The following is a 25,022-nucleotide window of genomic DNA, read 5'->3' as shown; positions in this document are numbered from 1 at the left end:
CATCGGCGCTAACTCCGAAGCACGTTGACCAGTGAATTTCTGTGTCAGCTTCCGCAGTCCGGTGCTCGTACACTGTATCTTCTCTTTTTTATTGAAATTAAATGTTATATATGCTTTTTCTTTTGTAGTGTTTCTTTAGTTGTACTGCGGTTTATTGAACTCGAGTGGACTTTTTGTCCTTGTTGTTATTTTCAATTAAATGCTGTAAATATTAACTATTTATTGTTTTTTAAACCGTTGGGTTTTCACTTGTGAAATTGGCATTTTACAGTGGCATATTAAAAAACAACGTCCTACTCTCACGAGGGAACTCCTTTCTACCATCGGCGCTAACTCCGAAGCACGTTGACCGGCGAATTTCTGCGTCACCTTCGGCAGTCCGGTGCTCACGTACACAGTACGCTCCGCTCCGGGCTGCCTCGCTTCCTTGAACTTCTTGGTCTCCGTGCTTCTCGTTTCCTCCAAATTATTGTTTTCCTTTCGTTTTAAATACCACTCCTCTATCGCGCCGAACGGACTTTCAGTCCTTGGTAGTAAGAGGCATAAAAAAAGCCACTACCGACCTTCCGTCAGTAATAGCTTTTTGAGCCTAGCAACGTCCTACTCTCACAAGGGGACCCCTTTCTACCATCGGCGCTAACTCCGAAGCACGTTGACCGGCGAATTTCTGTGTCAGCTTCGGCAGTCCGGTGCTCACGTACTCTGTACGCTCCGCTCCGGGCTTCCTCGCTTCCTTGAACTTCTTGGTCTCCGTGCTTCTCGTTTCCTCCAAATAATTGTTTTGCTTTCGTTTTAAATGCCACTCCTCTATCGCGCCGATCGGACTTTCAGTCCTTGGTAGTAAGGGGCATAAAAAAAGCCACTACCGACCTTACGTCAGTAATAGCTTTTTGAGCCTAGCAACGTCCTACTCTCACAAGGGGAAGCCCCTTACTACCATCGGCGCTAAAGAGCTTAACTTCCGTGTTCGGTATGGGAACGGGTGTGACCTCTTTGCCATCGTCACTAGACTCATTTGATTATGTATGTAATTTCAGAGAGGTTATTCTCTCAAAACTGGATAACGACATTGAAATGATTGGTTAAGTCCTCGATCGATTAGTATCCGTCAGCTCCACACGTCACCGTGCTTCCACCTCGGACCTATCTACCTCATCGTCTTTGAGGGATCTTACTTGCTTATGCAATGGGAAATCTCATCTTGAGGGGGGCTTCATGCTTAGATGCTTTCAGCACTTATCCCGTCCACACATAGCTACCCAGCGGTGCCTTTGGCAAGACAACTGGTACACCAGCGGTGTGTCCATCCCGGTCCTCTCGTACTAAGGACAGCTCCTCTCAAATTTCCTACGCCCACGACGGATAGGGACCGAACTGTCTCACGACGTTCTGAACCCAGCTCGCGTACCGCTTTAATGGGCGAACAGCCCAACCCTTGGGACCGACTACAGCCCCAGGATGCGATGAGCCGACATCGAGGTGCCAAACCTCCCCGTCGATGTGGACTCTTGGGGGAGATAAGCCTGTTATCCCCGGGGTAGCTTTTATCCGTTGAGCGATGGCCCTTCCATGCGGAACCACCGGATCACTAAGCCCGTCTTTCGACCCTGCTCGACTTGTAGGTCTCGCAGTCAAGCTCCCTTATGCCTTTACACTCTGCGAATGATTTCCAACCATTCTGAGGGAACCTTTGGGCGCCTCCGTTACCTTTTAGGAGGCGACCGCCCCAGTCAAACTGTCCACCTGACACTGTCTCCCAAGCCGATCAGGCTTGCGGGTTAGAATTTCAGTACAACCAGGGTAGTATCCCAAGGGCGCCTCCAGGGAAGCTGGCGCTCCCCCTTCTACGGCTCCTACCTATCCTGTACAAGTTGCACCGAAATTCAATATCAGGTTACAGTAAAGCTCCACGGGGTCTTTCCGTCCTGTCGCGGGTAACCTGCATCTTCACAGGTACTATAATTTCACCGAGTCTCTCGTTGAGACAGTGCCCAGATCGTTACGCCTTTCGTGCGGGTCGGAACTTACCCGACAAGGAATTTCGCTACCTTAGGACCGTTATAGTTACGGCCGCCGTTTACTGGGGCTTCAATTCGGAGCTTCGCTTGCGCTAACTCCTCCTCTTAACCTTCCAGCACCGGGCAGGCGTCAGCCCCTATACTTCACCTTACGGTTTTGCAGAGACCTGTGTTTTTGCTAAACAGTCGCCTGGGCCTATTCACTGCGGCTCATCAGGGCTTGCACCCCAATGAGCACCCCTTCTCCCGAAGTTACGGGGTCATTTTGCCGAGTTCCTTAACGAGAGTTCTCTCGCTCACCTTAGGATTCTCTCCTCGACTACCTGTGTCGGTTTGCGGTACGGGCACCTCCCGCCTCGCTAGAGGCTTTTCTTGGCAGTGTGAAATCAGGAACTTCGCGCGTAACGCGCTCCCCATCACAGCTCAGCGTATTAGGAAGCGGATTTGCCTACTTCCACGCCTTGCTGCTTGGACACGCTCGACCAACGGCGTGCATTCCCTATCCTCCTGCGTCCCCCCATCACTCAAACGGCGGGGAGGTGGTACAGGAATATCAACCTGTTGTCCATCGTCTACGCCTTTCGGCCTCGACTTAGGTCCCGACTAACCCTGAGCGGACGAGCCTTCCTCAGGAAACCTTAGTCATTCGGTGGATGGGATTCTCACCCATCTTTCGCTACTCATACCGGCATTCTCACTTCTAAGCGCTCCACCAGTCCTTCCGGTCTGACTTCGACGCACTTAGAACGCTCTCCTACCACTCGTGCAACGCACGAATCCACAGCTTCGGTGAATCGTTTAGCCCCGTTACATTTTCGGCGCAGCGTCACTCGACCAGTGAGCTATTACGCACTCTTTAAATGATGGCTGCTTCTAAGCCAACATCCTGGTTGTCTAAGCAACGCCACATCCTTTTCCACTTAACGATTACTTTGGGACCTTAGCTGGTGGTCTGGGCTGTTTCCCTTTTGACCACGGATCTTATCACTCGTAGTCTGACTCCCGTGTATAAATAGCTGGCATTCGGAGTTTGTCTGAATTCGGTAACCCGAGGTGGGCCCCTAGTCCAAACAGTGCTCTACCTCCAGTATTCTTCACACGAGGCTAGCCCTAAAGCTATTTCGGAGAGAACCAGCTATCTCCAAGTTCGATTGGAATTTCTCCGCTACCCACACCTCATCCCCGCACTTTTCAACGTGCGTGGGTTCGGGCCTCCAGTGAGTGTTACCTCACCTTCACCCTGGACATGGGTAGATCACCTGGTTTCGGGTCTACGACCACGTACTCAAAACGCCCTATTCAGACTCGCTTTCGCTGCGGCTCCGCATTTTCTGCTTAACCTTGCACGTAATCGTAACTCGCCGGTTCATTCTACAAAAGGCACGCCATCACCCGTTAACGGGCTCTGACTACTTGTAGGCACACGGTTTCAGGTTCTCTTTCACTCCCCTCCCGGGGTGCTTTTCACCTTTCCCTCACGGTACTGGTTCACTATCGGTCACTAGGGAGTATTTAGCCTTGGGAGATGGTCCTCCCGGATTCCGACGGAATTTCACGTGTTCCGCCGTACTCAGGATCCACTCAGGAGAGGATGGATTTTCGACTACAGGGCTTTTACCTTCTCTGGCCGTCCTTTCCAGAACGGTTCGTCTAACCCATCCTTTTGTAACTCCGTATAGAGTGTCCTACAACCCCAAGAGGCAAGCCTCTTGGTTTGGGCTGTTCCCGTTTCGCTCGCCGCTACTCAGGGAATCGATTTTTCTTTCTTCTCCTCCAGGTACTTAGATGTTTCAGTTCCCTGGGTGTGCCTTCTTAACGCTATGGATTCACGTTAAGATACTGTTCCATTACGAACAGTGGGTTCCCCCATTCGGAAATCTCCGGATCAAAGCTTACTTACAGCTCCCCGAAGCATATCGGTGTTAGTCCCGTCCTTCATCGGCTCCTAGTGCCAAGGCATCCACCGTGCGCCCTTAACAACTTAACCTTTTCGGTTTTCGATACGCTGCGCAATACTTCGTCAATTTCGCTCGTTCGAATCCTCATGTACGCATATAGTACACTCCGGTTCTCACTCGCTCATTTCCTTGTCTTGCTTGCGTCTCGCAACCCTTACGGCTTTCAATCCACGTCGCATTTACGTCGTGTTAGCCTAGTTGTTTGCGCTTTACAGTAAATTGCTTGCTTTCAATGTCGTTTATCCAGTTTTCAAAGAACAACACTATAACTTTGAAGGTCATAAACCTTCAAAACTGAACACAAAACGCTAACGCTTCCGTAAATATCCTTAGAAAGGAGGTGATCCAGCCGCACCTTCCGATACGGCTACCTTGTTACGACTTCACCCCAATCATCTGTCCCACCTTCGGCGGCTGGCTCCCGAAAGGGTTACCTCACCGACTTCGGGTGTTACAGACTCTCGTGGTGTGACGGGCGGTGTGTACAAGGCCCGGGAACGTATTCACCGCGGCATGCTGATCCGCGATTACTAGCGATTCCGGCTTCATGCAGGCGAGTTGCAGCCTGCAATCCGAACTGAGAACGGTTTTTTCGGATTGGCTCCGTCTCGCGACTTCGCGACCGTTTGTACCGTCCATTGTAGCACGTGTGTAGCCCAGGTCATAAGGGGCATGATGATTTGACGTCATCCCCACCTTCCTCCGTATTTGTACGGCAGTCTCCTTAGAGTGCCCAACTGAATGATGGCAACTAAGGACAAGGGTTGCGCTCGTTGCGGGACTTAACCCAACATCTCACGACACGAGCTGACGACAACCATGCACCACCTGTCACCGCTGTCCCCGAAGGGAAGGCTATGTCTCCATAGCGGTCAGCGGGATGTCAAGACCTGGTAAGGTTCTTCGCGTTGCTTCGAATTAAACCACATGCTCCACCGCTTGTGCGGGCCCCCGTCAATTCCTTTGAGTTTCAGTCTTGCGACCGTACTCCCCAGGCGGAGTGCTTAATGCGTTAGCTGCAGCACTAAGGGGTGGAAACCCCCTAACACTTAGCACTCATCGTTTACGGCGTGGACTACCAGGGTATCTAATCCTGTTTGCTCCCCACGCTTTCGCGCCTCAGCGTCAGTTACAGGCCAGGAAGCCGCCTTCGCCACTGGTGTTCCTCCATATCTCTACGCATTTCACCGCTACACATGGAATTCCGCTTCCCTCTCCTGCACTCAAGTCTCCCAGTTTCCAATGACCCTCCCCGGTTAAGCCGGGGGCTTTCACATCAGACTTAAGAGACCGCCTGCGCGCGCTTTACGCCCAATAATTCCGGACAACGCTTGCCACCTACGTATTACCGCGGCTGCTGGCACGTAGTTAGCCGTGGCTTTCTAGTAAGGTACCGTCAAGGTGCAGCCAGTTACTACTGCACTTGTTCTTCCCTTACAACAGAGCTTTACGATCCGAAGACCTTCTTCGCTCACGCGGCGTTGCTCCATCAGGCTTTCGCCCATTGTGGAAGATTCCCTACTGCTGCCTCCCGTAGGAGTCTGGGCCGTGTCTCAGTCCCAGTGTGGCCGATCACCCTCTCAGGTCGGCTACGCATCGTCGCCTTGGTAGGCCGTTACCCCACCAACAAGCTAATGCGCCGCGGGCCCATCCTATAGTGATAGCAGAACCATCTTTCAACATCAAAGCATGCACTTTGATGTGTTATCCGGTATTAGCACGCGTTTCCGCGAGTTATCCCAGTCTATAGGGCAGGTTACCCACGTGTTACTCACCCGTCCGCCGCTAACCTCATGAAAGCTAGGCTTTCAATTGGTTCGCTCGACTTGCATGTATTAGGCACGCCGCCAGCGTTCGTCCTGAGCCAGGATCAAACTCTCCATAAAAGAAAATTTGATTTGCTCAAAAATTGAATGTCCGAATCTAGTTTGTTAACGAGGGTTAACAACTAGATAATTTATTGCATTAACGTTTTGTTGTTCAGTTTTCAAGGTTCATTTGACATATTTCGCTGTCTTTCGACGACTTTTATATATTAACATCTTTCATTCATGAAAGTCAACACTTTTTCATAAGTTTTTTTAGGAACCATTTTTACTAAACAAAATCCTATAAAAAGGGGACAAACTGATGTTTCGTAAAATGATATTGGCACTATTTATAGTAATAGTGATTTCCTTTTTAATTTATCCTCAGAAAAGTTCGATTGTTTCCGTTTTTCGAATGACCCATGAACCGCTAGTTATATCTAAGGGTAATTATGGACAATCATTAATAGTGGAAATTTCTTTTACTCACGAAGGATTGCCTGAATGGTTGGAATCACTTCATGCTCCTTATCCTATATTAATGCTGGATGCAAAATGGATTGAACGTTCTCCAAAGCTAGTAGAGTTAATTCAGAAAAAAAACATTTCCACTGGCTTACTCGGAGGTTATGGTAAAGAAGAATATAGCATAAAAACTTTTAATAAAGAAGTGGAGATTTATAAAAAATATTTTAATCAGAAGCCTCTATGGTTTATGACGAAGGATTATGAATTTCCTGGAGAGTTGAAACAAGCTGCCTTTCACGAAGAAATCAATTTATTATCACCATCTCACATTTATGAAGAAGGTAACCACTATCATGATGTAAAAGGTGCTATCATTAGTTTACAACTAGATGAACAATCAAACCCTAATTTCAAAAATATTTCGAAATTTATTCAGCAACATAAATTCATTTCATTAGAAGAAAACATTTTCGGTTACTCCATTAAATCGACAAAAATGCCATGAAAATAATTAATAACATTACATCCAACAGAAAAAATATTAAATAAAAATTGAAGGCATCCGACTTGTGTAGTTGGATGCCCTTGATTATTTTCTAAATATTATTATTTACCAACATTCTTCTGCTTTCTTGTTTTTTTGCGCTCATCTAATTTTTTTCGATCTTCATTGGATTTTTGATTGTATTTTGGCAAAGCTAATAATTGATAAGCGTTTACTGCAATTAGAGGGAATAATAATAGGGCTACATATGTATCAATATTGCCCTTACGCCCCATCAACGGAATAATCCACTCTAAACAAGTAATAACAATCATAAAGAACATAGATGAAATTAAAATATGTTTTTTTCCAGTTAATTGAACTTTTTTTATAGCAGTTGCAATAGCACTAGAGATTAGAAAAATTAATAGTCCTCCATAGAAGAGCCAATCTTTAGCGCTCTCGGCAACCGGAGCAAAACGGAAAATAATTAAATCTCCGACAACCACGATCATCAAAAGAACTTGTACCCAATTCCATAAAGTTAATGTTTTAAATACACCGACTCCAATTTGATGAATTGTTAAATATGCAAAGAAGCCTGCTTGGGCAATTACGCTCATTGTAAAACCTAAAAAAATCATCCATACAAAAGCGGCAAAAAACTCTACTATTTCTCCTGCGGCTAAATATGAACTAAAAAAATTCCATCGAATGATGATGCCTGCCACTCCTGTGACAACACCGCCAATTAACATACACATCGAGAAAAATTTTATCCAATTTCGTATTGTCACGACACAATGCTCCCTTTATTTTTTTCAATCTCTTCATTATTTTATCAATGGTTTTTTAAAAAAGCTATCGAAGTTATAAACATGTACATATTCACTAGCGTCGCATTAAAATAATTTAACACCTTCAAATAAACCGAATTTTCTGAAATATAATCTAAACACAAAAAAATCCTTTATAATGGTTGGGTGGTAGTAAACCATCCAAATCCAATACAAAGGACAAAACCATGGATAAGTTTACACGAAAAACATCATTTGAACAATGGTTTTCACCGATTAATCGTCCATTATTTGACGACCTAGTGAAAACACATCAATTAAATCACTATACCAAGAAGCTTTATATGGCTTCATTTATGAAACTGCTTTTGTATGCCCAACTCCATGAAACCGAGAGTTTACGGGCGTTGAGTGACGCTGTCTTTTTAGAAGAATTACAACGAGCAACGGGATTGGAATCGATTAGTTTTTCACAGTTAGGGAGACGAATCAATACCATCCCAACTGAGTTCTTTCAAACGATTTTTCTCGATTTAGTGGCACAAATTCATCGGAAAACCAATTTCCAAACAAGAAGAAAAGTGACAACGCCTTTGAAAATCATTGATTCGAGTACATTACCGCTTAATTTGACCAATCATAAGTGGGCAGAGTTTCGAAAAACAAAATCAGGAGTAAAGCTTCACTTACGACTTGTTTTTATGGAAAAAGGACTCTCCTATCCAGATAAAGCCGTACTCACGAATGCCAACGAACATGATCGTGGTCAACTAGAAGTATTCGTGGATGACAAAGAATGCATGTACGTGTTTGATCGTGGTTACTTGGATTATGGGCGCTTTGATCAAATGACGGAAGATGGCTATTTCTTTGTGACCCGTTTGCGTAAAAACGCTGTTGTCCGAGTGTTAGAATCCTTTTCGTTACCAGAAGATTCACCCGTATTCTCTGATGAAATGGTTGTCATTGGAACACCACAAAATCGTTCTGAAAACGTGTTTCGCTTACTCAAATTGCATGATACAAAAGGAAATGAGCTTCATTTACTGACAAATCGGTTTGACATTGACGCAGATGAAATTGCAGAAATCTACCAATCACGTTGGGCAATCGAACTTTTTTTCAAATGGATGAAACAACATCTGAACATTAAAAAGTTTTTTGGTCACAGTGAACAAGCTGTACATAATCAAGTGTACGTAGCCATGATAGTGTACTGTCTGAATGTTTTAGCTCAGCTGAACACGAATAGCGAACGCAGTTACTTACAAATTAGTCGCTATTTGAAGGCTTCTTTGTGGAAATCCGCTCACATTTGGTTACGAAAAATCGAAGGAAACGGCGTCCCATAAAGGTTTGCCAGTCGTTGTTGCACAAGTCATAGGTTATAGTAAAAAAATGGATGTTTACTACCCTCGCTTAGGTGTTTTCGTTTTTTCTCTAAAGTCCAGAAAAAATAAAACTGAAAATTCAGACATCATTTATGCGACGGTAGTGGTACATATTATGAAAAGAATTGTAAAGAATAAATAAAAAGAGAGCCTTTATATAGAAAGGACTGAGAAAGTTGAAAAATCCCCTGTTTAATCGATTATTGATCCTATTCTTCATATTGATATTGCTCGCGAGTTGTTCCGATTCACCGAACGCCCAACCGTCTTATGAAGAAGTAAAGAAAATTGTCGTCGATGCTATTCAAACAGAAGATGGAAAAAAAGCAATTAGACAATTATTGGAAGACCCTAGTTTTAGGGAGTTAGTTATTTTAGAACACGATGAAGTGGAAACATCAATCAACAATTCATTATTGTCAGAGCAGGCCCAAGAATTTTGGAAAAAAACCTTTGAAGATCCAAAATTTAAGGAATCAATGGCTAAAAGCATGAAAGAACAGCAAACTGAAATTATGAAGCAATTAATAAAAGACGCCTCTTTTCAAGAAGACTTAATTGCATTTTTTGGACAACCTGAAATGAAAAAAGAATTAGAATCCATTTTAAAAAGTGCAGAATTAAGGAAAGAAATTGAAAAAGTTGTAATGGAGACAATTGAAAATCCGTTGCTGCAAACAAAATGGCAAGAGTTAATTAAAAAGAGCGGTGAATCTGGCGGTTCAAAAGAAAAAGGTAAGGAAAGTAGTAGTGGGGGACAAGATGAGCAAGATCAAGACCAAGGTGGCAGCAGTTAATTATTTAATAAGAAAAGCAAATTGCGATTATATACTCGTTACTCAAAATTTTAGAGCGAATTGGAAAACATATCGTTTTCTCAATTCGCTCTTTTGCTATCCTATTCCAATTTATTAATAACTTTTTGAGCTATATCTAAATAGATTTTTCCTGTTGGATGGTTTTCTTCATAGATTGATGGAGCGAAATCCTCGTTATCCCAGTCAGGTTGTCCAAGCGGAATTTGTCCTAATAAATCTGTGCGCAATTCTTCAGCAAGCTTTTGTCCTCCGCCTTTACCAAAAACATATTCTCGCTCACCAGTTTTCGACTCATACCAAGCCATATTTTCAATAACACCAAGAACTTCATGGTTAGTTTGAACAGCCATTGCACCAGCACGTGCTGCAACAAATGCTGCTGTTGGATGTGGTGTTGTGACGATAATTTCTTTGGATGTAGGCAACGCTTGGTGAACATCCAATGCTACGTCTCCAGTACCTGGTGGTAAATCTAATAATAGATAGTCAATATCTCCCCATTCTACATCACGGAAGAATTGATCTAATACTTTACCAAGCATTGGACCACGCCAAATAATCGGTGCATTGTTCTCCACGAAAAATCCCATGGATATGACTTTTACCCCTTTACGTTCCACAGGATAAATTCGATCATTTTTTACGGTCGGCATTTCCTCAATTCCCATCATATCTGGGACACTGAACCCATAAATGTCCGCATCAATTAAGCCCACTTTTTTCCCTAAACGAGCTAAAGAAACAGCTAAATTTACTGATACTGTGGACTTACCTACACCACCTTTTCCTGAGGCAATGGCAATCACTTTTACTGTTGATAATGGTGATAGAATATCTCGGGACTCGGCTTCATTTGCTTTTCCACGGAAACGTTCAAGAACTTCCGTTGGCAACTCTTCGAATCGAATTCCTACAGTTGAAGCACCGGCTTCTTTTAATTTTTCAACAATTTTCATTTGCAATTGTAATTGTTCTGGGGTATTCGTTTTAGCAATCGCAACTTTTACACTCACATGATTTTTTTCTTCTTTTATTGATACATTGACAATACCGTTTGTATCTTTTAATGGTCTATGTAAAAACGGATCTTCAAGTTGTCCTACAATTTCGCGAACTTGTTGTTCATTAATCACGATAAACACTCCCCTATATTAGCTTCCGATTGATAGTATAAGTATAACATACCAAGTGTTTAATCATAGCGATATTGCTTATTCAATCTCCAAATTTACATAATTTTCAATTCCGTTAACAATTGCATCTGCCATTTTGTCTTGATACTTTTCATCTGCCAATAAACTTCTTTCCTCAGGATTACTTAAGAATCCAGTTTCCACCAAAACCGCAGGAACTTCGGTTTTTTTCAGTAGATAAATTTGTTTGATTGCCAAAGCCTCTCGATCTGTATTTTGTAACTTTTCTCTTATTGAAGATTGAATGGCTTTAGCTAGCAGCTCACTGTTTGGGTGCCCTTCTTTATGATAAAATACTTGAGCGCCTCGCCACTTTTCTTCTGGGATAGCATTTGCATGAATCGTAATGAAAATATCGGGCTCATTTTCTTTTACAATTTTTTCTCTTAAGAAAATATCTTGTTTTTTCCTTTCTCTTAATGTAGAGAACTCTTCACTTGGTGCGTGTTCCGAAAGAACATCGCCATCTGAAGTTCTTGTCATCACAACTTCCGCACCCATTCGTTTTAATTTTTGTTCAACCTTTTTTGCAATTGCTAACGTAATATCTTTTTCAATAACATTTTCTGCCGATGCTCCTCCATCAATCCCACCATGGCCCGCATCAACGACGATTTTAACTCCTCCTAATGGTTCAGGAAGGAAAAATCGATTGTCCGATGCGCTTGTCTCATACATAACCACTAAAAAACAGCAGAGCAAAATGACAATTAGTGCAATCCATCGTTTCAAATCTACTACACCGCCTTTTGCAACCTTTTGCACTACTATACGCTGAAAGGAAGGCTTGTATGCGTAAAGAATTTCTATAAAAAGTTGATTATTTTTATTACCCAACTTGCTTGTTAAAAGACTTTGTTCATCCTAATCTTTGTTTCAGTCATCTTAAAATTCAAATGATTATTAAGAAACGAATAGATTTAAAATGATTCCTGAAAGACACAAACTGTATACTTTACTAAACTCAAATATTTTATTCATGTATCCGAAATTTGATGATGATAGAAAAAAACTGCCCCCTATGCTTTGTAAACATTAGTGGGACAGTTTACTGCTAAATTTCTGCTTGATGATATTGTTTTTGCAATTGGGCATAAAATCCATCTAAGGACATTAAGGAATTATGATTTCCTTGCTCGATTATTTCTCCATCTTTTATGACTAAGATTCGATCTGCATTTTCGATTGTTTTTAAACGGTGGGCAATGACGAAACTCGTGCGGCCTTGCATTAAATTGTTTAATCCTTTTTGAATATGCACTTCTGTCATTGTATCAACACTTGAAGTGGCTTCATCCAAAATTAGAATATCCGGATCTTTTAAAATAGCTCGTGCAATCGCAATCAGTTGTCTTTGCCCTTGACTTAAGTTTTTACCACCTGATTCAAGCAACGTATCATACTGCTCCGGCAAATATTTTATGAAGGAATGGGCATAGGCGATTTTTGCTGCCATTTCTACTTCCTCATCGGTAGCATCTAGTTTTCCATATCGGATGTTTTCTCTTACCGTTCCTGAGAATAAATACGTATCTTGCAATACAACACCTATTGAATCTCGTAAATGTTCCATTGAGTAAGATTGAATATTTTCACCATCTATTAAAATTTCTCCTTCAGTTACATCATAAAAACAGCTTAATAACTGTACGATGGTTGTCTTCCCTGAACCAGTTGGGCCAACAAGAGCAACAATTTCACCAGCATTCGCTTGAAACGAAATGTTTTTTAGCACCGGCTTATCTTTTACATAATAAAAACTGACATTTCGAAATTCAACATTTCCTTCTAGAGATCGTCTAGGCAGAGAATGAGGTGAATCCATTAATTCAATTCGTTCATCTAGTACTTCAAATACCCTCTCGGCTCCAGCAATTGCAGATTGAAAAGTATTTAATAAGTTTGAAAGTTGGTTAATTGGGCGGAAAAACTGTCTTGCATATGTTAAAAATGACGTTATAACACCTACCGTAACGAGAGAATTGGTCGCCATAATAGCACCAACTCCAACAATTAAACCTGATCCGAGGTTATTGATAAAGTTATTCGTTGGTCCTAACAAACCAGATACAATTTCTGATTGCATTGCAGAATAGCGCAACTTCTCATTCGCTTCTTTAAATTGTTGAATAGTTTGTTGTTCTTTTCCAAAGAGCGTCACAACTTCCGAATTAGAAATCGTTTCTTCAATAAATCCATTTAAATTTCCTAAATCTCGTTGTCTATTTCGATAATTCATGCTACTACGTTTCACAATCTGTTTTGTAGCCCAAACAATTAACGGAACGACCAAAAGGGTAACAATGGCTAATATCCAATTTAAATACACCATCGCAATGGCGGTACCTACAAGAGATAATACAGACGATACGATTTGAATGACGCTTTGGGAAAGAGCGAAATTCAAATTGTCGATATCGTTCGTCATGCGGCTCATCAAATCGCCTTGCTGTTTTTGATCGAAAAACGAAATCGGCAATGATTGCATTTTCTCAAACAGTTCGATTCTCAAATTTTGAATTGTTTTTAAAGATGCTCGAATCATGACAAAAGTTTGCAACCAAGTTAATAAGGATGATGCGATAAAAATTGCTGCAAGCAACATTCCCATCCGAATAGTTCCTTCAATGTCGAGGGGAAGAATATAGTTATCTATAATAACACCAATCATCAAAGGCCCTAAAATATTTAACACCGATGTAATCAGCACAAGAATAATAACAAAATTAATGCTGAGTCTTTGTTTCTTTAAATAACTCCAAATTCTTTTAATTGTAGCCTTTTGATTTTTAGCCTTTGCTGCTGGACCACGGCTTCGACCACTACCTCTACCAGTAAGGGATTCTTGTAGCCTATTCATCAATCGCACCTCCCCTTTCAACTTGAGTTGCTACAATCTCTTTATAATGCTCGCTCATTTTCAGTAATTCTTCGTGGGTTCCTTGGGCAACAATTCGACCGTCTCCTAGCACAAGAATCAAATCTGCGTGTTTAATAGAAGAAATTTTTGATGATACGATAAATTTCGTACTGTCTTTAAGAGCTTCTTTCATGTTTCGCTGGATTATCTTTTCAGTGATGCTATCTACCGCTGATGTTGTATCATCTAATATTAAAATTTTTGGTTTTCTTATAATTGCACGACTCATTGCCAAACGTTGCTTTTGCCCACCGGATAAGTTCGTAGCTCCCTGCGTTAATTCATGTTGTTCTTTATGATCCAATTTTTCCACAAACTCAAAGGCGTTTGATGCAAAGAGCGCTTCTTGAATGTCTTCTTTAGTTGCGTCAATTTTTCCATACTTTAAGTTTTCTTCAATCGTTGTTGAAAACAATGTTGCCTTTTGTGGGGCAAAAGCCATAGCATTTCTTAACATGTCAATGTCATATTGCTGTATGGGAATGTTATCAATGTAAATAGTTCCTTCATCGACATCCATGAGTCGACCGAGCAATTTGATTAATGTTGATTTTCCACTGCCTGTCATACCGATAATCCCTACTGTACTGCCGGCTTTCGCTTCAAAGGAAATCTCTTTCAACACCGGTTCAACGTGTTTGTTATAAGAAAAACTAACCTTGTCAAATTTCACATTTCCTTGAATTTCTTTTTTCACTGGGTTTTCAATATTCGTAATATCAGACTGCTCTTCCAATACGACAACGACACGTTCTGCACTTGGTATAGCCCGCGCAATTTGAATCAGTACGTTGCTGGAACTCATAAGGCCGTTCAAAATCATCATCAAATAGTTGATGAATGCAACAATTACCCCAATTTCAATAGCTCCTGCATCAACTTTCACGACACCAAGCATAAGTGCAAGTACAATTCCGATGTTGACAACAAATTGGGTAATCGGCATTAAGGCAGCTACCACTTGATCTGCCGTCATATTACGTTTCGTTAATTGATGATTGACAGTTGCAAATTGCTTCATTTGATATCGCATACGGTTAAATGCTTTAATGACGCGAATCCCCGCCAAGTTCTCCTGCACACGTGTATTCACTTGATCGATTGATTCCTGCACCTTTCGAAACAGCTTAATCGATAATTGAATAATAATATATAAACTGATGATTAATACAGGCACCACAAAAAATAGTACTGGAAATAAATCTCTTGCCGTAAAAAATACGACAATGACCGCCCCAACAAACATAAAAGGCCCGCGAACGAATATTTTTAATAACATGTTTAAGGCCCTTTGCAACATTTCGATATCATTTGTTAAGTTGGTAATCAATTTTCCTAAAGTGAACTTGTCCTTATTGCTATTCGCAAAATATGTAATAGTTTCATATAAATCCGCTCGAACATCAGATGCAAAGTTTACCGCCGCTTTCGAACTGAAATATGTACAACCTGCACCCCCAAGCCAACCTATCATTGCACACAAAATCATCGCAGCAAACATCATAATGATATACTGTGTATCATTCGTTGCAATTCCTTTATCGATTATTTTCTGCATAATTGTTGGCTGAATTAAATCCATCCCTACTTCCAACACCATAAGTATCGGCGCTAAAATCGCAAAATGCTTATAGGGCTTTAAATATTTTGAAAGCTTTAACGCTGCACGCATTTTGTTACTCCTTTTCTTTATTACCATCGTTTAATTTTTGTATACAATTGTATACTAACCGTCAAGTTGATACCCTTACATTTCCAACTATAACTGAATAGATTCCTTAATATTTCACCACTAAAATAATCTTTTAGGCAATGGAAGTTTTCAAAAAACTTGACTAAAGTTTCATTTCATTTTAGATTATTTTAAAAAGTATATCTATGTAATTAGGTGCCCTTTTTAGGGAGAATAGGGAATAAAGTGAGAATCTTTAGCGGACCCACCACTGTATCGGGGAGCAATATAGAAAATGCCACTGGGAAACTGGGAAGGCCTATATTTGCGATGAACCTAAGCCAGGAGACCTGCCTAATTACTTGAAAACATACAGTACGATGGTAAAGTCTGTAGTTTATTTGGCATGCCAATAAACTGCAGACTTTTCTTATTTCAATAATCGATGGAGGAGATTCAATTGGAACTATTGCAATCGACATTACAAAACATTAAACAACTTAATAAAGAAGTGATGGGAAAAGCAAGAGAAAGAGTAGATGCTCTTTGTAAACCACCTGGCAGTTTAGGAAAATTAGAACAAATCGCGATACAACTTGCTGGAATAACTGAGAAACTAGAGCTTGATGTATCCAATAAAGCGGTTATTTCATTAGCTGCGGATCACGGTGTATATGAAGAAAATGTTTCAAATAACCCCCAATTTGTAACGGTAATGCAGGCAATTGGCTTTGCTAAAGGTTTTACAGGAGTATGTGCTATTGCAAAAGCAGCAGGTGCAAAAGTCGTTCCAGTAGATATTGGCATTAAAGAAGATTTACCAAAAGATTCTGGAGTCATCGTCAAAAAAGTGAAATACGGAACGGATAATATGGCTAAGGGACCAGCAATGTCACGTCAAGAAGCGATTCAAGCGATTGAAGTAGGTATTGAAATTGCCAATGAACAAGTGAAACAAGGTGTCAATGTTTTAGCAACTGGAGAAATGGGAATTTGTAATACCACTCCAAGTAGTGCTGTCCTGTCAGCATTCTGTGGTTGTGACCCGGCTATTGTAACAGGTATGGGGGCTGGGGTAGATAGTCTTCAACATAAAATTGACGTCATTCGAAGAGCTCTTGACATAAATAAGCCAAATCCAGATGACCCAATTGATGTGTTAGCGAAAGTTGGCGGTTTGGAATTAGGGGGAATGGCAGGCGTAGTCCTAGGTGCTGCAGCAAATCGTGTTCCTGTAGTAGTGGACGGTTTTATTTCCACAGTTTCTGCACTTATTGCTTATAAATTAGAACCGAAAGTGAAGGATTACATTATTCCATCCCATCTTTCAGAAGAGCCTGGAGCAAAAATTGTAAACGAGGTATTAGGGTTAGAGCCTATGTTGAATATGAATATGCGATTAGGTGAAGGTTCAGGAGCAGCCCTTGCTTTTCCTATTCTTGATGCCGCATGTTCTATGATGAACACCATGACTACTTTAGAAGAATCCCATCAATATATGCTAAAAATCATGGGGAGTCAAACAATTTAAAAGATAAGGCTATCTAGAAGACTATCTAGATAGCCTCTTTATTATCATAAAGAAACTCTTTCAATTAATTCCTTCGAATTGTTTTTCGGAGAATTTACTAGATTAGATACTGGATAGGCAGTTAACCACTCTGAAGGGCAAGGTTTAAGCAGCGATTTTAATTTCTCTCGCCCCTTTAAATGAGGGTCTAACCATTCTTTTTGCTGTTCCTTATTTAAAATGACCGGCATTCGGTCATGGAGTGGGGCCATTAATTCATTTGCCTTCGTTGTTAAGATCGTACACGTATGAATCTTTTCTCCCTCTTGACTCCGCCAAGTATTCCATAATCCCGCAACTGCAAATACTGCGTCATCTTTCCTCTTTATTCGCATTGGGACTTTCAAATTTCCTTCCCTTTTCCATTCGTAAAAGGAGTCCATCGGGATAATACATCTCCGTTCATAAAATGATTTTTTAAAACTTGGTTTCTCGTCGACAGTTTCAGAACGAGCATTGATCATTTTCGATGCTATCTTTTCATCTTTTGCCCACGAAGGAAGGAATCCCCATTTTAAGAACCCCATACGATTTTTATCTCCATCATTAATGATTGCTACAATTTGTTGACTTGGAGCAATATTATAACTTTCCTTATATAACTCCTCGGAAAAAGCCTCTGCTACATCAAATTCTTCAATCAACTGATGATACGAGCAAAACAACGTAAATCGACCGCACATAGCCATCCCCCAAAAAATTAAAGTTTCCATTATAAGTATTTTCTACTTCATTTCATCATAAAAAATACAGTATGGAAAGCAATATCCGGACTTTCAATTATTGCAATAAAGGAGCGAAGCATATGAAATTAAGAGTATCTGCAGTTCAATATCATTTACACACGATTCAATCATTCGAAGATTTTGCAATGCAATGTGAACACTACATTAAAACCGCTTTGGAATTTGATTCGGATTTTATCGTGTTTCCAGAATTTTTAACAACTCAATTGCTTTCTTTCAAAAAACAAAATGGTTCAAATCAAACAATCCATGATTTACCTAGTTATACAGAACAATATGAAGATTTATTTCTTAAATTAGCTAAAAAATACAATATCCATATTATCGGCGGAACACATGTAGTAGAAGTTAACAATCAACTACGAAATACCGCATTTTTCTTTGACCCTGAAGGCCGCATTATGCGACAAGAAAAGCTGCATATCACGCCAGTTGAAATCAGCGCTTGGAATATGGCAAAAGGAGAAGAATTAAAAATTTTTGACACCAAATATGGAAAGATTGCGATTTTAACTTGTTACGATATTGAATTTCCTGAAATTGTACGTATAGCGAAAGCGCGAGGAGCCGATATCATTTTTTGTCCTTCCTGTACCGATAACCAACACGGGTATTATCGTGTTCGATATACAAGTCATGCTCGGGCAATAGAAAATCAAGTATATGTCGTTCTATCTGGAACAGTAGGTTCACTTCCGACTGTTGACTTTATGAGATCGAACTTTAGTCAAGCAGCTATTATCACTCCTAATGATATTCCTTTCCCTCCAAAAGGGGTTTTAGCAGAAGGAGAAGTCAATCAAGATATGATTATTACCGCTGATTTAGATTTAAACCTTCTCTATGAAGTAAGGAACCATGGTTCAGTAACAACATGGAAAGATCGTAGAACCGATTTATATACGGATTGGTAGTGGAGGTGAATCCATGTACAGGAGCGAACAGTTTATTTTTATCGGACAAAAAGCCGTTCCTATCGTCATTCGTAATTATAGAAAAGAAGATTTTATACAGCTAATCGACCTTCAAGTTGAATCTTTCCCTCCACCATTTCCACAAGAACTATTGTGGAATGAAAAACAATTAAAAAATCATATTAATATTTTTCCCGAAGGTGCTATATGTGTTGAAATTGATGGAAAACTAGCTAGTTCCTTAACAAGTCTCTGTGTACAATTTGACCCTGCCAAACCAAAACATTCTTGGGCAGAAATAACCGACAATGGTTATATTACAAATCATGATGCAAATGGAAATACTTTATACATTGTCGATATTTGTGTTCGACCAAGCTTTCGTTCATTAGGCCTTGGTAAACTCATGATGCAGACAATGTATCATATTGTAATCGAAAAGAAACTAGATCGCCTTTTAGGTGGTGGAAGAATACCGGGCTATAGCAAATATGCGGATAAGATGAGTGTGGAAGAGTATTTAGAGGCGGTCATCAACGGAACATTACAAGATCCCGTTATCACTTTTCTGTTAAGTTGCGGGCGTGTCCCTATTGCGATTGTTGAAAACTATTTAGAAGATGAAGAATCCTGTAATTATGGAGTGTTAATGGAGTGGAAAAATCCGTTTAAAAAGTGAGCAATAATGGGGCTCTCAAGGAATCATGACTGTGAGCAGCCCCATGTTTCTCCAATCTTTTCGATTTAATCGATAGCTGATAGCGAAATGCGATATAATTTATCATCATTTCTTTCTGGGTTTCCACGACCGTCTGTATTATTGGTGATAAAGTACAAGTTATTCTCCTCAATTAAGACATCACGAATTCTACCAAGTCCATTAACGATTTCTCTATTTGCACCAGTATTTAAGTTAAATTCCAATACAGCACTACCCCTTAAAGCGGCAACGTAAAGCTTGTTATCAAAATAGGCAATTCCGGAAGGAGCCCACGTATTGTCTGAGCCTGATGTAAAGAGAGGAGCAACCATATTTTCTTTTTCTCTAGTTCCTTCAATCTCTGGCCAACCATAGTTTTTACCAGGTTCAATACGGTTTATTTCATCATTCGCATTATTGCCATGTTCACTTGCATACATCGTTCCATCTGGTGCCCATGTTAAACCTTGAGGATTTCGATGTCCAAAACTATATACGTAAGAGTTAGGAAAAGGATTATCGGATGGAATCGATCCATCTAAGTTAAGTCTGAGAATTTTTCCACCTAATGAGTTAACATCTTGAGCGCTATCAGACTGTAATGCATCGCCAGTTGTTGCATAAAGTTTACCATCTGGGCCAATTTTAAGTCGACCTCCATGATGAACCCGTCCACTTGGAATTTGATCTAGTAGTACTTCCTCTTCTCTCCAAGTATCATTTTCTAGCTTTAAGCGAACAATGCGATTAAATTGACCTGTATCATCTTCGTAAGTGTAATATCCGTAAGCCTGATTTGATTCGACAAAGTCTGGTGCTAAGACAAATCCTAAAAAACCAGCTTCCGATGCCGTTGAAATAGGTTTTTCAAGTTGTAATTGCTGTTTTTCCACTTGTCCGTTTTCTACTTTTACAATATTTCCGCCACGCTCAGAAAGGTAGAATGTATTCCCTATTTTGTTGATGGACCACGGAATTAGAAGATCAGTTGCTATGATTTCTATTTGTTGGCTTGCTGTAGTTTCAGTCTTTTGTTCATTTGCTTTCGGTGGTTGTTTAGGTGAACAACCAGTTAAGACTAAAGCAATTATTAAAAAAGGAATATAAATCTTCATGTCCGTCCCCCTTGAGTTTTTTCTATCATTAACTTTAACCATTTTTTGATACACTAATCCTTTAAGATGAATCTTAATAGCTATAAATGATTGCAACCAAACAAAAAATCCTACTCTCTATGAGCAGGATTTACTTATTATCTAATAATGGATCTTTCTTTTGATCATATGAAGGATAAATATGAGGATGTAAGATAGAACCTAATTTCACTAAACCTTGTGCGAGTTTTAGTGAAGGACGGCAAAATAAAGATTCTTCTAAAATATATAATTCATTGTTTTGAATTGCTTTTATCTCGTGTACGTCTGGTCTTTTTAATATTACTTTTGGGTTGACTCTTTTCGTTTCAACTCCTACCCAAGCCACACAAAATACGTCTGGATTTCTGCTTTTCACTTCTTCCCAATCTGTTTGGACACTTGATTTGTGTATATCTTGGAAAATATTTCGTCCTCCAGCAAGCTCACACATTTCGGTCAACCAATTCGTTGCACCAGGGGTAAAAATCGGTTTTGCCCACCATTCGAAGTAAACGGTTTTTGGATTATCAACTTGTTCTGATAAACTGCGATATTGTTCAAGCAAATGAATATATTGATCGTACAATTGCTTGGCCTTGTCCTTTGTGTTTGTTGCATTGCCAAGGAATAATAAACTTTCTCCCACTTCCGTTAATGTGTTTGGATTAGGTACTATACAATATGGAATATTCCGTTTTTCCAGCCTTTCAATATTCTTTTCCATGCCCGGTACAGAGAGGGATGCCAATACTAAATCAGGCTGCAATGCTTCTACTTTATCTATATCAATATCTAAATCAGGACCTAATCTCGGCAATTGATGAATATCTTCTGGCCAGTCGGAGTAGTCATCTACTCCAACAAGTGAAGGTGTTAAACCTAAATAACCTACTAGCTCTGTATTACTTGGACAAATGGAGATTAATCTCACCATACTCCCCCTTTATTGAAAGTATTCAATTGTTCAATCAAACAACAACTTTTTCTTTTTGATATACTTGTTTTACAGCAAGTTGTACCATCTCTCGCAAAGTTGCCTCGACAGCTCTTTGCGTTACTGACTTATCACCTTTTTGCGTAACCGCTAAATAGAGAGCCTCATTTGTTTCATTGGTTTCTACCATTCCAAATTGTTGCATTGCTTTCATTTTTTCTTTTGTTGCAATAAGCAAACTATTAACTAAAGCTCCCTCGTTAAAATATCCATCCATAAAAACCATCATATTGAATCCGCGAATTTTTTCATTCATTTTCGTAGGTGTAACGATGAAGAGAATTTTTGTATCCTCAATTTCTCTCTCAACTACAACGACATCACCTATGTTCCCTTCAACAATTGTTGCAACCGTTTGTTCGGGAGTAATAGAGTATTGTTCCATGATGGTTTGTATTTCTTCCTCTGGGGGAATTGTGGAATGTTGTTTACACGAAAAGATGCAATAATCTTTTATCCACTGTATACCATTTCCAAACATTCCATTTGATATCGTTCGTAGTGGTTTTTGAAATTGAACATGAACAAATTGTTCATTGTTGTTTATTTTATAATTTCCCTTAAAGAACGTAGAATGTGGTGAATTCGGTAAACTTGGTGCTAGTAATAGTTGCGGTTTAGGGACTGTTGGATGCGCTTGGACATGGATTTGTACTTGATATATTTTATTTAAAGTATCTACTTCCTTTAGTAAGCTTGCATCCCCAACTTTTAATAAACTACCGTTGTACAGCAGTGCGAATCGGTCTGCATAAAGCGATGCCACATTTAAATCGTGTAAAATTGAAAAAATCGTTAATCCTTTTTCTTCTTGCCTCTTTTTTAATAAATCTAATAGTTGAAAGGTATGTTTTATATCTAAATGATTTGTAGGCTCATCTAACAGTAGTAGCTCCGGTTCTTGAGCCAACGCTTTTGCTAATAGCACCCGTTGCTTTTCACCGCCGCTAATCTTTCGAAATTGAGTATGCCTAAATTCAGTTACTTTCGTTAGTTCCATTACTTCTTCAATTATATGCCAATCTTTTTTTGATAAATTTTTCAATATTCCTTTTTGATGAGGGTATCGCCCAAGACTGACGATTTCTTCAACTGTATAGTCAAAAGAAACAGAAGTATCTTGGGAAAGAACTGCGATTTTCTTTGCTTTTTCTAATTTTGAATAAGATGAGATATCCTTACCCGATAACAATACTTTCCCCTTTTGAATAGGCAACTGACCGGTAATTAATTTAAAGAGCGTTGTTTTTCCACTTCCATTTGGGCCGAGAAGGGCAAAAAAATCACCATTTTGTACTTCTATATCAATATTTCTTAGGATCGGGTTATTGCTATATCCACCCGTCACATTTTGAATCTTTAGCATCTATTTTTGCCCCTTCCAATCTTTTCTCTTATTAGCAGAAACGCAAATACCGGTGCACCGATAATCGCTGTTATAACTCCAATTGGCAATTCTCGCGGTGCAATAACAATTCGAGCCAACAAATCCGCAAACATTAGAAAAGTACCACCAATGATAAATGACAACGGTAATACATGTCGATGATTTGGTCCAACAAGGAGTCGTACAAGATGAGGGATGACGAGACCAACAAAACCAATGGAACCAGAAACAGCAACCGATGCACCAGTTAATAACGATGCACCAATTAATATCATAGTCTTACCTCTTTTGACATTGACACCAATATGATCTGCAGCCTCTTCACCAAGTGCAAAGGCATTTAATTCTCGAGAATGAATTAACAAAATGAATGTCCCCAATATCATAAACGGGATGATGAGTTGTATGTATTCCCAACCTCTCATTCCAACGCTCCCATATAACCAATAAAGAATTTGGGTCATTGCATCTCGATCTCCCAATGAAATGATTAGAGAGACAATGGCACTGATAAAGGAACTGACGATAATACCTGCAAGCACAATCGTTTCGATTGCTAAACTTCTACTGCTTAGCCTTACCAACCCAAATACAATTAATAAAGTGATAAAACCACTTACAATTGCGACGATTGGAAGCGTAAAATTTCCTAATCCTATTATGGTAACTTGGAAAAATATAACTAACACTGCTCCTAAAGAGGCGCCTGATGATACACCAATTGTATATGGATCTGCTAATGGATTTCGTAAAAGGCCTTGGAAAGCAGCCCCCGCTAGCGATAGGGATGCCCCAACACAAAAGGCAAGGATGACTCTCGGCAATCGAATATTCCAAATAATCATTTCCTCATTTTTTGGTACTTCCATCCAAGTGATATGGAGGGTTTTCTCAAATATTATGTGGATAATTTTTTCCACAGCAACGGGTACACTGCTTATAAATAAACCTAAAATGATTGCCGCGGCAAAAAGAATACCACTCCCTACATAAATCCAACCAATTTTATTATTCAAAAATTTCAGGATAAATAAGTTTCGCAAGAGTTTCGACTCCTTCAATTAAACGAGGGCCTGGTCTTGTTACTGTATCGCTGTCCACATCGTAAACTTCGCCATTTTTTACCGCAGGAACCGCTTGCCAACCATTACGAGCAAGTACTTGTTCCTTTGGATTCTCTATATAATAGCCGTATGTCGTTATAATCACATCCGGGTTTAATTTTACTATTTCTTCCTCATTCATCTTTACCCATCCTACTTGATCACCTGCTACGTTAATGGCTTGGATGGATTCTAACATTTCATGCATAAATGTATTTTTTCCAGTCGTAAAAATATCTGGTTCTGGTGATACTTCAACCCAAACTCTTTTTTTATCTACAATGGCTTTCGCTTTCTCTTTAATGGCTTCATGACGTTTTTTCATATCAGCAATAATCTCTAAAGCTTTATCTTTTGTTCCAGTGGCTAAACCTATCATTTCAATGTTTTCATAAACATCTTCAAAAGATGTTGCACTACCAACGACGATGGTTTGAATACCCGCCTCTTCAAATTGTTTTAATACCGTCGGATGAGCTTTGTAATGATAATCTGTCACTAATGCTATATCTGGAAGTAGAGATAGAACTAGCTCCACATTAATGTCCTGTCCTCCCACCTTTGTAATATTTTCTGTTTCAGCCGGGTAATTACAATAATCTGAAACACCGATAATTTTGTCGCCTAGTCCAAGAGCAAAGGCAATTTCCGTATTACTTGTTTGAATGGAAACGATTGTTTCTGGTTCTTCTTCAATCGTAATTTCCCTGCCTGCATCATCAGTAAATGTAACTGGGAAAGTAGCATTCTTCGATTCGTTTTCTTTTGTCACCGTTTCCTGGGTGTTATCATTTGTTTCATTGCTAGCACAACCAGCAATGAATGGGATGGTTAATAATAAAACTAATGCTAGAAGTATTGCTCGATTCATTTTTAACATCTTTCGTCTCCTCCTTTTATAAAAAATAAAAAACGCTTCCCCCTCTTGGAAAGCGTTGTAAAGGC

The 25,022-nt window shown here is 39.9% G+C and carries 17 protein-coding genes, 3 rRNA genes and 1 riboswitch; of the genes, 6 read left to right on the top strand and 14 right to left on the bottom strand.

Features of this window, described 5'->3' with window-relative positions:
* Nucleotides 1-894: 894 nt before the first annotated feature.
* From rrf to NSQ18_RS08095, 3 genes are all read right to left on the bottom strand, one after another.
* Nucleotides 895-1,010, bottom strand: a 5S ribosomal RNA gene (gene rrf / locus NSQ18_RS08105).
* Nucleotides 1,011-1,078: 68 nt separating this feature from the next.
* A 23S ribosomal RNA gene (locus NSQ18_RS08100) occupies nucleotides 1,079-4,005 on the bottom strand.
* 304 nt (nucleotides 4,006-4,309) lie between these two features.
* Nucleotides 4,310-5,862: ribosomal RNA gene (locus NSQ18_RS08095) — 16S ribosomal RNA — on the bottom strand.
* Together the 16S, 23S and 5S rRNA genes form the textbook arrangement of a ribosomal RNA operon.
* Before the next feature lie 244 nt (nucleotides 5,863-6,106).
* Between NSQ18_RS08095 and NSQ18_RS08090 the strand changes: the two genes are divergently transcribed.
* A complete protein-coding gene (locus tag NSQ18_RS08090) occupies nucleotides 6,107-6,757 on the top strand; it encodes a hypothetical protein (protein WP_339287655.1) in 651 nt (216 codons plus the stop codon).
* A 101-nt stretch (nucleotides 6,758-6,858) separates the two neighbouring features.
* Here the strand turns inward: NSQ18_RS08090 and NSQ18_RS08085 are convergent, their stop codons facing one another.
* Entirely contained in the window at nucleotides 6,859-7,533 is a 675-nt protein-coding gene (locus NSQ18_RS08085; RefSeq protein ID WP_016839512.1) for a KinB-signaling pathway activation protein, read from the bottom strand.
* 227 nt (nucleotides 7,534-7,760) lie between these two features.
* Between NSQ18_RS08085 and NSQ18_RS08080 the strand changes: the two genes are divergently transcribed.
* Both NSQ18_RS08080 and gerD read left to right on the top strand, forming a co-directional pair.
* Entirely contained in the window at nucleotides 7,761-8,885 is a 1,125-nt protein-coding gene (locus NSQ18_RS08080; protein ID WP_339287653.1) for an IS4 family transposase, read from the top strand.
* A 242-nt stretch (nucleotides 8,886-9,127) separates the two neighbouring features.
* Nucleotides 9,128-9,721 (top strand): spore germination lipoprotein GerD, encoded by a 594-nt coding sequence (gene gerD / locus NSQ18_RS08075; RefSeq protein WP_339287651.1) that lies wholly within the window; start codon nucleotides 9,128-9,130, stop codon nucleotides 9,719-9,721.
* 101 nt (nucleotides 9,722-9,822) lie between these two features.
* On the opposite strand, the gene NSQ18_RS08070 is transcribed toward gerD, so the two are convergent.
* The 4 genes from NSQ18_RS08070 to NSQ18_RS08055 form a co-directional block, all read right to left on the bottom strand.
* The gene (locus tag NSQ18_RS08070) at nucleotides 9,823-10,875 is read right to left on the bottom strand and encodes a P-loop NTPase (protein WP_339287649.1); all 1,053 of its coding nucleotides are present in this window, start codon (nucleotides 10,873-10,875) and stop codon (nucleotides 9,823-9,825) included.
* Nucleotides 10,876-10,953: 78 nt separating this feature from the next.
* Nucleotides 10,954-11,667: an N-acetylmuramoyl-L-alanine amidase CwlD gene (gene cwlD / locus NSQ18_RS08065; protein WP_016839509.1), complete on the bottom strand. Its 714-nt coding sequence runs from the start codon at nucleotides 11,665-11,667 to the stop codon at nucleotides 10,954-10,956.
* A gap of 322 nt (nucleotides 11,668-11,989) precedes the next feature.
* Complete coding sequence (locus NSQ18_RS08060; RefSeq protein WP_339287647.1) at nucleotides 11,990-13,795, bottom strand: ABC transporter ATP-binding protein; 1,806 nt, start codon at nucleotides 13,793-13,795, stop codon at nucleotides 11,990-11,992.
* Nucleotides 13,788-15,527, bottom strand: a complete 1,740-nt coding sequence (locus tag NSQ18_RS08055; RefSeq protein ID WP_339287646.1) for an ABC transporter ATP-binding protein — start codon at nucleotides 15,525-15,527, stop codon at nucleotides 13,788-13,790. The genes NSQ18_RS08060 and NSQ18_RS08055 overlap by 8 nt, the downstream gene beginning before the upstream one ends.
* A 197-nt stretch (nucleotides 15,528-15,724) precedes the next feature.
* A riboswitch (cobalamin riboswitch) is annotated at nucleotides 15,725-15,900 on the top strand.
* An 87-nt stretch (nucleotides 15,901-15,987) separates the two neighbouring features.
* On the opposite strand from NSQ18_RS08055, the gene cobT reads away from it, so the two are divergent.
* Nucleotides 15,988-17,058, top strand: a complete 1,071-nt coding sequence (gene cobT, locus NSQ18_RS08050; RefSeq protein ID WP_168412785.1) for a nicotinate-nucleotide--dimethylbenzimidazole phosphoribosyltransferase — start codon at nucleotides 15,988-15,990, stop codon at nucleotides 17,056-17,058.
* 44 nt (nucleotides 17,059-17,102) lie between these two features.
* On the opposite strand, the gene NSQ18_RS08045 is transcribed toward cobT, so the two are convergent.
* On the bottom strand, nucleotides 17,103-17,780 hold the full coding sequence (locus NSQ18_RS08045; protein WP_339289623.1) for an SOS response-associated peptidase: 678 nt from the start codon (nucleotides 17,778-17,780) through the stop codon (nucleotides 17,103-17,105).
* A 122-nt stretch (nucleotides 17,781-17,902) separates the two neighbouring features.
* Between NSQ18_RS08045 and NSQ18_RS08040 the strand changes: the two genes are divergently transcribed.
* Nucleotides 17,903-18,757, top strand: a complete 855-nt coding sequence (locus tag NSQ18_RS08040) for a carbon-nitrogen hydrolase family protein (RefSeq protein WP_016839504.1) — start codon at nucleotides 17,903-17,905, stop codon at nucleotides 18,755-18,757.
* A 13-nt stretch (nucleotides 18,758-18,770) separates the two neighbouring features.
* A complete protein-coding gene (locus NSQ18_RS08035; RefSeq protein WP_168412784.1) occupies nucleotides 18,771-19,436 on the top strand; it encodes a GNAT family N-acetyltransferase in 666 nt (221 codons plus the stop codon).
* 65 nt (nucleotides 19,437-19,501) lie between these two features.
* Here the strand turns inward: NSQ18_RS08035 and NSQ18_RS08030 are convergent, their stop codons facing one another.
* From NSQ18_RS08030 to NSQ18_RS08010, 5 genes are all read right to left on the bottom strand, one after another.
* The gene (locus NSQ18_RS08030; RefSeq protein ID WP_339287642.1) at nucleotides 19,502-20,572 is read right to left on the bottom strand and encodes a sorbosone dehydrogenase family protein; all 1,071 of its coding nucleotides are present in this window, start codon (nucleotides 20,570-20,572) and stop codon (nucleotides 19,502-19,504) included.
* Nucleotides 20,573-20,702: 130 nt separating this feature from the next.
* Nucleotides 20,703-21,524, bottom strand: a complete 822-nt coding sequence (locus NSQ18_RS08025) for a cobalamin-binding protein (protein ID WP_016839501.1) — start codon at nucleotides 21,522-21,524, stop codon at nucleotides 20,703-20,705.
* Between the two features lie 37 nt (nucleotides 21,525-21,561).
* A complete protein-coding gene (locus NSQ18_RS08020) occupies nucleotides 21,562-22,953 on the bottom strand; it encodes an ATP-binding cassette domain-containing protein (RefSeq protein ID WP_339287640.1) in 1,392 nt (463 codons plus the stop codon).
* On the bottom strand, nucleotides 22,947-24,017 hold the full coding sequence (locus NSQ18_RS08015) for an iron ABC transporter permease (protein WP_096550109.1): 1,071 nt from the start codon (nucleotides 24,015-24,017) through the stop codon (nucleotides 22,947-22,949). Before NSQ18_RS08015 ends, NSQ18_RS08020 begins: the two co-directional genes overlap by 7 nt.
* The gene (locus tag NSQ18_RS08010; RefSeq protein ID WP_339287639.1) at nucleotides 23,983-24,957 is read right to left on the bottom strand and encodes an ABC transporter substrate-binding protein; all 975 of its coding nucleotides are present in this window, start codon (nucleotides 24,955-24,957) and stop codon (nucleotides 23,983-23,985) included. The genes NSQ18_RS08015 and NSQ18_RS08010 overlap by 35 nt, the downstream gene beginning before the upstream one ends.
* Nucleotides 24,958-25,022: the final 65 nt, after the last annotated feature.

The organism is Ureibacillus sp. FSL K6-0786 (assembly GCF_037965165.1).
GTDB lineage: Bacteria > Bacillota > Bacilli > Bacillales_A > Planococcaceae > Ureibacillus > Ureibacillus thermosphaericus.
The sequence above is the reverse complement of the archived record's forward strand: the minus strand, read 5'-3'. Positions and strand labels throughout refer to the sequence as shown.